Here is a 10021-nt window from a genome sequence, read left to right on the forward strand (position 1 = left end):
CCAATAAATGCGGCCAAGAACAGCGTTAACAGTGTAGGAATGATCCCTAAAACTAACCCAATAACCGCAAACAATTTGATATCGCCACCACCCATGCCACCTTTCGACAATATCGCAATTAACAACAAAAGACCAAACCCTCCAACAGCACCAATGATACTATCCCACCAAGGGTTTAGTGGAGAAAAGRCACGAGCAATAATTAATAATACGCCAAAGAATAACAAGACCTTGTCTGGAATCAACATATATGCCAAATCAGATACGGTGATGATTACTAGCATGGAAATAAATAGAATCGCTACGATAAGCTCAAATGAAAACCCGATTTTCCAGAAAGCAAATGCAAATAACACTCCAGTTGTCAGTTCAATCACCGGGTAAATCCAATTAATTTTTGTACCACAGCCACGGCATTTACCTTTTAGAAAAACAAAAGAAAACACGGGAACTAAATCTTTAAACGTCAAACGACGATCACATATTGTGCAACGTGAAGGTGGCGTTACGATTGATTCGTTTTTAGGTACGCGCAATCCGACAACATTAAAGAATGAGCCAAAAATAAGTCCGTAAATAAAAAATAAAATTGTATATAGGATTTCCATAAATGCCTCTCAATCTTCAACAATTAAGTACTCTTGCTAACGTTTAATTATGATTTTAAGTTATTTCCTGAAATTCACCAGAAAAGTAGTGAAACAAAAACTGGAGATATGATGAGCTCTCCAGTTTTCTGTGATTATTTTGGGATGTATAGAGTTTGATAAGTCATGACTTTATTCGACAGTAAGCCATTTGCTCGTTTGATTTTCCTTTCGCCTGAGCGACTTCCATAAAATTTCTGCGAAATCGAGAACAAAGTGTCTCCATGTTTTACTTTGTAGTAACTGGGTCTAGAAATTGGTTTTGGGTTAACTTTTGTTTTGGGTTTTACTATAGGCTTTACTTTTGCTTTTGGTTCAACTTTAGTTGACTGAGCAGTTGCAACCTTTGTTACAGTCTTTTTACCAGGAGCTTTTGTAACCGTTTTAGATGTTTCCGCTTTTTTTGTCTTCGCTGCTCCAGCTTTTGCAGCGACTTCTTCTCCACCATCTATAATGTCATTCGTTGGGAGTGGATTCGATTTTTCTGCAGGTGAAGGCGTATCGACTTTAGGTCCTTCATCAAGAAGTTCAAGTAAATCCGGGCGATAGAAAGCCGTGAACGACAATGACAGTTGCAATTTGGCTGGATCAATTTCATCTGTTGTTACTTCGGCAGGTGAACTGAATGAAATATTATCCACAATAAGTATGCGATCTAACTTTTCAATTTCATCAATGAACGCTTCCAACGTAGTATACGTTGATGTCTCAATTGTTAAAGTAACAAGAAGTTGTTGTAGTGTCTCCACCCCTTCTGGAGGGGCTTCAATAACAAAAGGTCCTTGTGAAAAACCCATCGACTGGACAAGTGATTTCGACACGACTTCAGCTTTTTCAATTTGCAAAATGATTAATTCCGTCAAAGGGTCAATCGGTACTTTCTTTTGCAGCTCGAGTGAACTGACAATTGGTGTCTCAGGTTGATCGGCAAGTTGCTGCTCCAATGCAAACAACACTTGTCTATCAGTTGTAAGCGTAGTTTCAGCAACTGCTAAACTTTCTTTTTTCGGCACATAAAATGTGAAATATGCATACGCAATCATAATTAGGCAAAATAAACTAGCTAATACAATAAGACCAATTTCTTTTTGTTTTCTTGTTAAATTACTCATCTGCATCATCTCCTTGTGCATCATCTGCAGGAGGTTGTGTATCTGTAGCAGGTGTTTCTGCTGGTGTTTCACCCTGTGCCGGTGTTTCACCTTCGACAGGCGGTGCGTTCGGATCAACTGGGACAGCCGTTCCATCGGCAGGCGTACGTGTATCTAAGAAAGTTACCGTATAAGTAGCTAAATAACGAGGCATAATTTCCTCTGTCGCTTTAACTTTTTTAGTCTTGTCATCAGTCTCCTCGACTACCTCTTCAGTTACAGGTTGATAAGAAACGGTTGATAACTCTACATCCGTAATCATTTCAGAGGATTTAAGTTGAGTTAAGTAAAATGCCGTATCACGAGATGTATCAAATTGAGCAGATATGTTCACTTGGTTAGGCTTTGTAAAGGCAAAGCTCATGATAAATCCACGTTCTGGCAACAACGAAGTAAGTTCACGAATCAATGGCAAAGTGTCATATTGATAAGATTCAGCCCACTCAACTGTTTTTTGCAGTTTCTGTGTATCACTTAATGCTGCAGTCGTTACCATCTGTTCTTTGATAGCAGCTTGTTGTCCAACGACTTCTGCGCTTTGCGCTGCAAGCACTTGCTGTTTGTTGCTATATGTATTTCCTAGGAAATAGAAAACAAGCCCCGTAACTAATCCTAAAAGAATAAGTGAAATGGCTGCTACGACAAAGGCAGGACGATCCCGTTCTTTATCGCCAAGTAAATTTATATCTACTAACATCATCATACCTCTTTCAAAGCTAGTCCGAGCGCTCGATTAAAACGAACAGGAATTGCTTTTCCATCTTCTAAATAAATCGTTTCACGAATAACAGTTGAAGTTTTAATCTCAAAGCGTGATTCGAGTTGTTGCAATAACTCTTCCCATCCATCTAACTCCCCGTTAAGTAACACATGGGTTATACCTTCATTTCCTTGATTCATGTTGTAGCGATAGAAATTAATAAGTTTTTCAATTTCAGAAATGAGTGTTTCCATTTTAGATGTTTGCGTTCCACTAAAGTAACTCGATTGATCTTGCTCGGGTACTTCCACAGGACGCATAAATAAAGGGAAATGTTGATGGAAAATAGACACTATATAGTTATCGTTTTTGACATCCAATAATAAAATGTGTTCTTCACCAGTAAACTCATGTTGTAAAAAAGCCAATCTGTATAAAGCTAGTGGTCCAATATCGGCCACAATTGGTTTCATCTTTACGTCTTCAAAAACTTCTTCATATGTATTCAAAATACTCTCTTTAGAAGCGATTAAAATAGCTTCTTTGGTTTCTGTCGAAGTAGTTATATAGGGAACCACATCAAACACGGGGTCTTCGAACGGTAAGTAAAGTGTCGAACCAATTTCAATGAAGAAGTGGCCCTTTAACTCATCCTTTCGAACATCTGGAGGATAAGTAAGTTTGCGGATAATCACATATTCGTCGGGTGCTAAGAAGCGAACGGATTTGCGGGAAAGTTTCCATTCATCCACGGCCTCGCCTAAAATCGACACCAACGTATCCGCGTCCACAATTTTGCCATCCGTTATAATGCCAGAAGGCAAAGAACGCTCCTCTGCACAAACTACATGCAAAGGAGACGTTGACTTCACTTCTACCATTCGGATCGCATCTTCTTCAATTGTAACCGTCGCCACGCGTGTGCGTTTGTTTAAGAACGATGGTGTTAATCTCATGGAATCAGCTCCTGATTTAATCCGAGTAATTTATGTTTTTATGGTTTTGGAGTAAATAAAGCGTTTATATTAGCAGCAGTTAAATCACTCAAGCCATTGTTATTTAAGGTAGTGAAATTATATGTTCCTTGATCAGTCACAACAGTTGCTGCAATAGTATTACCAGTAGTAGAATTTTTCGTAACTGTAGCTTTCGTTACATTTCCAAAATCATCAACAAACGTTGCTAGATCATCTTGATCTATAACAGTTGTATCTGGCGAGCCATTTTCAGTGAAATATAAATTTGCAGAAGCTAAAACATTTTGAACATCAGCACGTGCTGCATTATGACGACTGTTCTCAATAATATTCCCAATCGCCGGAATAGCGATAGCTGCGATAATCGCTAAGATTACGATTACTGCTAAAAGCTCGATTAATGTTAAACCTTTTTGTTCTTTTAACTTTTGTTGAATGAATTTCCTCATTCATGAAGCCCCCTTTTTTCTCTAAATATTGGTACTTATGAGTACTTTTGTATAATAACATATATATTTGTCGAAATATATAGATAAATAGACTTTATGCTCATTTTTATTTCAGTATATATTACTTATATTATCTGATGTAACTGTTCCTTAATACACCCAATATAGGTAATAAGCTGTTTCTCGAAAACCAAACATAAGTCCCTTTATATAGCCAATATATAGGCGATAGCCTTCTTCTACATTTTATCCATATTCTCAAACATACCAAACATAGGTAACATTATTGCCATAACAATAGTACCTACAAGTCCCGCTAACAAAACAATCATTAGAGGTTCTATCATGGCTTTTAGTTTATCAGTCTCTGCATCGACTTCTTTTTCATAGAATTCGGCTACTCGCTCCAACATGTGATCAAGAGCACCGGTCTGTTCTCCAATTGAAATCATGTGAGGTATAAGGGGCGGGAAAGCCCAGTGTCCCATCATTGGGCCTGTCATCGACTCTCCTCGCTCTAACCCATCACGCGATTGGAGAATCACTTTTCCAATCACTTCATTGCCAACCACACGTTCAACCATTGTAAGGGCTGTTAAGATTGGGACAGAACTCGAAAATAAAGAACTTAGTGTACGAGTCATACGTGCAAGTGCTGCTTTTTTTAATATGTTTCCGAAGAGCGGCATTTTCAGTAAAAACGTATCTAACATATAGCGTCCTTTTGCATCTCTTTTAACTAACCACAGTCCTCCAGTAAAAAGGCCTGCAATAGCTACTAATATGTACCAATATCCTTGTACAAAATCACTTGCCCCCATTACGAATCTCGTAAGTAACGGCAATTCTCCACCAAAACTACTGAACATTTCCACAAACATAGGTACGATAGACGTTAAAAGAAATATCACTACTCCAACTGCTAAGACTGCCACTATTAATGGATAGGTCATTGCAGATACTACTTTTTGTCTTGTGACATATGCTTTCTCAAAGTGTGTGGCTAATCGATCCAACGATTCGTCAATAGAACCAGTTAATTCACCAGCTTGCATTAGGTTAATTACAAGCGGTTCGAAAATTCGAGGGAATTTTTTAACTGCTTCGGATAAAGCATTTCCGCTTTTTAAATCATCAGATATTTCTAGGAGAGCACGACGCAAGGCTTTAGACTCTACTTGCTGAGCAAGGATGACACATGAATCAACTATAGTAACGCCAGCTCTCATAAGTGTCGCAAATTGACGTAAAAACATTATAAATTGTTCGCGTTTTACCGGATTACCAAAGGAAATATCCTTTTGAAGCGCAGTTTCAGCCATCTGCTTTATTTCAGTTATGCGAATGCCTTCATCGCGAAGCTTCATGATTGCTTCTCGTTGGTTCGCTGCTTGTACAATCCCTTTTCGCACGGCTTTACGGTCGCGACCGGCATATTGGAAACGTGCCATTAATGTTCTTCTCCTTCAAGATATGGCTGCGCCATTTCTTGTGTAATTTGGCCAGACTCGACCAACTCTTTCACCGAAGTTGCCATCATATGCATGCCAAGTGCGCGATTGGTCATAATGACGTTTGGAATTTGATGTACTTTTGCCGTACGAATTAAGTTCGAAATAGCTGGATTGGTAATTAAGATTTCGGTTGCAGCTCGTCGGCCTTTGCCATCGACTGTTTTAATTAGACGTTGACTGATTACTGCCTTTAATACACCACCAAGTTGTGTTCGTACTTGCGCTTGTTGTTCTGGTGAGAAAACGTCAATTATACGTTCAATGGTTGAAGCCGCACTTGATGTATGTAAAGTACCAAGCACTAAGTGACCTGTTTCCGCAGCTGTGATGGCAATACTTATGGTTTCTAAGTCACGCATTTCCCCTACGAGAATAACGTCTGGATCCTGTCGTAATGCGGCACGTAAGCCACTTGTAAATGACTTCGTATCAAAGCCAACTTCACGTTGGTCAATGATACTCGTGCCGTGTTCATGCATATATTCAATCGGATCTTCCAGAGTTATAATATGTAAACTTAATTCCGTATTCATATGTTTAATCATCGCAGCCAATGTTGTTGACTTCCCAGAGCCTGTTGGACCTGTTACAAGGATTAAACCTTGCTTCGTTTCCGCTAAATTTTTCAACGTATTGGGCATTTGTAATTGCTCAACTGTTGGAATTATTTGCGGAATCGTACGAAAAGCAATAGAGATTTTCCCTTTTTGATGAAATACATTTACACGATAACGAGCAACATTTTCAACTACATGAGAATAATCCAGCTCACCGAGTTCTAAAAACGTGTCCCATAATTTATCAGGTGTGATTGCTCGCGCCATTTCTCGGGACATCTCTGCAGTAATAGCTGTGGATCCAATTTTCACTAAATCTCCTTGGACACGAAAAATCGGAGGAACTCCGACGGTTATATGAATATCTGATGCTTTTTGATGAAAAGCATTGGTTAATAATTGATCGACTGATTCTCTCATTTTTCCACCTAATCTTGGAGGGCAACACGAAGAATTTCTTCTGTCGTCGTTTTGCCTTCTCGTACTTTCATTAATCCATCATCAATTAAAAAAATGGTATCATTGGCTTGTGCAATTTCTCGAATTTCAGCTGCTGTTCCACCCTTGTTAATCACATTTTTAATTTTGTCATCTACCACGAGCACTTCATGTATAGCCATCCGGCCACGATAGCCCGTCATCCCACAAGAAGGACAACCTTTGCCACGCGATATCGTTTGAATATCAAGTCCACGTTTTTGGAAAATCGCAATTTCTCGAATTGTTGGTTCTTGTTTTTCACTACAATCACGACAAACGCGTCGCACTAAACGTTGTGCAACCACTGCATTTATTGAACTGGTAACTAAAAATGGTTCAACACCCATGTCTAATAAACGAGTAACAGAAGCAATCGAATCATTGGTATGTATTGTGCTTAATACTAAGTGTCCCGTTAAAGAAGCACGAATGGCAATTTCAACCGTTTCTTTATCACGAATCTCCCCGACCATGACAATATCTGGATCTTGTCGCAGTATCGAACGCAGTCCAGCCGCAAATGTTAAACCCACGTTTGAATTCACTTGAATCTGGTTAACACCTTCAAGCTGATACTCTACTGGATCTTCAACCGTAATAATATTCACTTCTTCATTATTTAAATAGTTTAGAGCCGCATATAAAGTAGAAGATTTACCAGAACCGGTAGGACCCGAAATCAAAACGATACCATTTGGTTTTGCAATTTCCTTCATGAAGCGCTCATTATTCTTTTCAGATAAGCCAAGCTTAGAAATGTCTGTTAAATTATTAGATAAATCCAAAATCCGCATCACTATTTTTTCACCATATACAGTTGGTAATGAAGAAATACGCAAATCGATTGGTCGAAAATCAACATTTGTTTTTATCCGGCCATCTTGAGGAATACGATGCTCGGTAATATCAAGTTTCGCCAGGATTTTAATTCGAGCAGTGACCATTCCTTGCATTAGCTTAGGAAGCGTTCGTTCATCATGTAGAACCCCATCAATTCGAAAGCGAACTAATAAACGGGTCTCTTGAGGATCTAAATGTATGTCACTTGCTTTTTGAGTAACAGCAGCAGACATAATCTGATTTACAATTCGCACAACAGGTGCATCCACATCTAATAGTTCTTCTTGTTTCTCAGCAGAAGCTGCTTGATCAATCAAGAAATCATCAAACGATTCGTCTTCGTAATATTTATTAATCGTTTTTAATATGTCTTCTTTAGATGAAATCGCTGGAATGATTTGAAAACCAGTAATCAATCGTAAATCGTCAATCGTTATGAAATCCATTGGATCTTTCATCGCAACGTATAGTTTGTCACCATCGATTTTTAAAGGGACAATCAAACTGCGTTTCGCCAAATCCTTAGGTATCAAGCTAAAAATTTTCGGATCAAATGGATAATGGAATAATTGAACTTGTGGGATACCAAGTTGGATTTCCAGCACTTCTAGTAACTGTTGCTCCGTAATAATTCCTTGTTGCAATAGTGCATCGCCAAGCATTTCTTCACGCGGTTTTTTTTGCAACACAGATGTTAGTTGATCATTTGTAATTAAGCCATTTTCAACTAATAAATCACCCAGTCTTTTACGAATCAAGTTACTTCCCCCTATTACTTACTTGATGGAATTAAATTTCCACCTTTATCATATTGTGGTTCTACTTCTTCGTCGGTATTGTCGCTATTATTCCCATCTCCAGTTCCTGATCCAGAACCATCAGTGGTACCAGTTGTTCCATCAGTTGAAGCCCCTGTAGCATCAGCAGGGGCAGTAACGGTTAATGGATGGACTTCCACTTTATGTACGGGTGGATAGAAATCTTTTGAAACATTAATAGTTTCTAAAACATCGTCACCTGAAACAATGGTTTTCAGCACTGAAACTTGAACCCCCTTATCACCTTTAGTTTTAACACGAATTGTATTTTGCTCAACGAACGAACTAAACTGCTTTATCGTTTTAGGTTTGAATTCTTCACGATTGGTTACTGTTGTTTGATAACTATACACAAATGGATAACCAGTCAAGGAAGCATTTAAGCTAGTTCCAACGTTTTTAAGGTTCAGCGTAAAAGTGGTTGTATTTGGATTCGTGAACACAAAATCAACACCTAATTTACGATTAATGGTAGCCTCGAAACCTAGTGGAACTGTAGTCGGTATTATTGGTCCAATACTACGCTCATCCACTCCGAAATTTGTTTGAAGTACAGATGCATAAAGAATGGATGCAACTGTCGATAAATCTTGCTCTGTCACAACTCCCACATCGGCAGTTTCAATGAATTCTAATAATGAAAATGTAGTTAATGGATTAATGGTATACCCATCTAGAGTCAATAAGAGATTTTGAAGACCTACAGATGGTTCGATGGCATCAAAAGTTACATCAGTAATTGTTGCTTCTGCAGTCTTGCTTGCAAATAAGGCACTTGAAATATCAATAGTTTGATCTTTTCGTCCAGAAGCTAACTCAACACGAATGGCCTCAGTGGCACTTAGAATTTCCTCATCGCTAAAAACAAAAGGCGAAAATTGCTGATTTAAAAACGTCCCAACTGATTCTTTTGTGACATCAAATTGAAGTTCGTTTTTTGCTCCATTTTGTGCTGAAGTCAGTGTACTATCCGTGTTAAATTGAACCGCTTTTAAAGGAAATGGAACTACCGCATCCTGTAACTTGATTTTCACTTGCGCTTGATCATACCAACCTTTCACACCTGTTTGAACTGTCACTGCAGCTTCTTCTTCTAGTAAGTTCGAAACATCAAATGGCCCTATATAGGTTTGATCTCCAAATTGTTTTGAGGCAAAAATTACATCATTAATTAAGTATGTACCTGCTTGTGTAACACCAAAAAATAAAACTGATGAGCCAAGTAGAACCGCAAAAGTAGTCCCAAATAATTTATTATTCACTTATTGGTCCTCCTTCTTAGATGGTTTTAACCAGTCATCATTTTTTATTTCGGCAACAGGTTTAGGTGCTGCTACATAAGGTTGTGTTGGTTTCTCAATCGCCTCTTTGATTGTTTGAGGCACATAAACATGAGCGACTTCTTCGGCTAATTTTTGATTTTCAAACTGTTTTGTGAAGATAACTGCACCTGCGAAAATCAAACCGAGCATAATTATTAACGCATAATAAAAACTTAGAGATGATTGCGCTAGCAAACCTAAAAGAGCAATTAAAAAACCGCCAACTAAAAACATTAATTTCTTTTTTAAATCTATCTTTTTTGCGAATAATATGACTATTGGAAACACAATTAGTGCGAGCAATAGAAGTATCAGATAATTAATCATGGTTCACCTCTTAGGGATTATAGTTGATGAATGTATCAAAATTAAAATCACCATTTTCCACAGATTCCATCTGGTATTCTCCATCAATATTAATCATACTGACTGAACATTGGCGTAAAAAATCTTCAAAATCATCCGTGTAGATGACTTGATTAGGCTTTTCAGGAAGTAATTTTGCATGGGTTATTCTTGGATAATAAATCATTTTGCCATTGCCACTGAATCCGAATGAATTATCG

The 10021-nt window shown here is 38.1% G+C and carries 11 protein-coding genes; all 11 read right to left on the minus strand.

Annotated features, from left to right (window positions below; all coding sequences use genetic code 11):
- The coding region (locus tag AC1DOS_RS14300; protein ID WP_477538032.1) for a prepilin peptidase at positions 1–608 on the minus strand (608 nt) is incomplete at its 3' end.
- Between the two features lie 134 nt (positions 609–742).
- Positions 743–1759 carry a LysM peptidoglycan-binding domain-containing protein gene (locus AC1DOS_RS14305; protein WP_477538033.1) on the minus strand — a complete coding sequence of 339 codons (1017 nt, stop codon included), beginning with the start codon at positions 1757–1759 and terminating at the stop codon, positions 743–745.
- Positions 1752–2495, minus strand: a complete 744-nt coding sequence (locus tag AC1DOS_RS14310; protein ID WP_477538034.1) for a hypothetical protein — start codon at positions 2493–2495, stop codon at positions 1752–1754. Before AC1DOS_RS14310 ends, AC1DOS_RS14305 begins: the two co-directional genes overlap by 8 nt.
- A gap of 2 nt (positions 2496–2497) precedes the next feature.
- Complete coding sequence (gene pilM, locus AC1DOS_RS14315) at positions 2498–3454, minus strand: type IV pilus biogenesis protein PilM (RefSeq protein ID WP_477538035.1); 957 nt, start codon at positions 3452–3454, stop codon at positions 2498–2500.
- A gap of 38 nt (positions 3455–3492) precedes the next feature.
- Complete coding sequence (locus AC1DOS_RS14320) at positions 3493–3924, minus strand: prepilin-type N-terminal cleavage/methylation domain-containing protein (protein ID WP_477538036.1); 432 nt, start codon at positions 3922–3924, stop codon at positions 3493–3495.
- Between the two features lie 239 nt (positions 3925–4163).
- Positions 4164–5375, minus strand: a complete 1212-nt coding sequence (locus AC1DOS_RS14325; protein WP_477538037.1) for a type II secretion system F family protein — start codon at positions 5373–5375, stop codon at positions 4164–4166.
- Positions 5375–6415 carry a type IV pilus twitching motility protein PilT gene (locus tag AC1DOS_RS14330; protein WP_477538038.1) on the minus strand — a complete coding sequence of 347 codons (1041 nt, stop codon included), beginning with the start codon at positions 6413–6415 and terminating at the stop codon, positions 5375–5377. The genes AC1DOS_RS14325 and AC1DOS_RS14330 overlap by 1 nt, the downstream gene beginning before the upstream one ends.
- 8 nt (positions 6416–6423) lie before the next feature.
- Positions 6424–8073: a GspE/PulE family protein gene (locus AC1DOS_RS14335; protein ID WP_477538039.1), complete on the minus strand. Its 1650-nt coding sequence runs from the start codon at positions 8071–8073 to the stop codon at positions 6424–6426.
- A 14-nt stretch (positions 8074–8087) separates the two neighbouring features.
- Complete coding sequence (locus AC1DOS_RS14340) at positions 8088–9395, minus strand: VanW family protein (RefSeq protein WP_477538040.1); 1308 nt, start codon at positions 9393–9395, stop codon at positions 8088–8090.
- The gene (locus AC1DOS_RS14345; protein ID WP_477538041.1) at positions 9396–9782 is read right to left on the minus strand and encodes a hypothetical protein; all 387 of its coding nucleotides are present in this window, start codon (positions 9780–9782) and stop codon (positions 9396–9398) included.
- Positions 9783–9792: 10 nt separating this feature from the next.
- Positions 9793–10021, minus strand: a 229-nt coding sequence (locus AC1DOS_RS14350; protein ID WP_477538042.1) for a hypothetical protein, incomplete at its 5' end; no start/stop codon positions are given.

It is taken from the genome of Paenisporosarcina sp. P5_A11 (assembly GCF_056400705.1).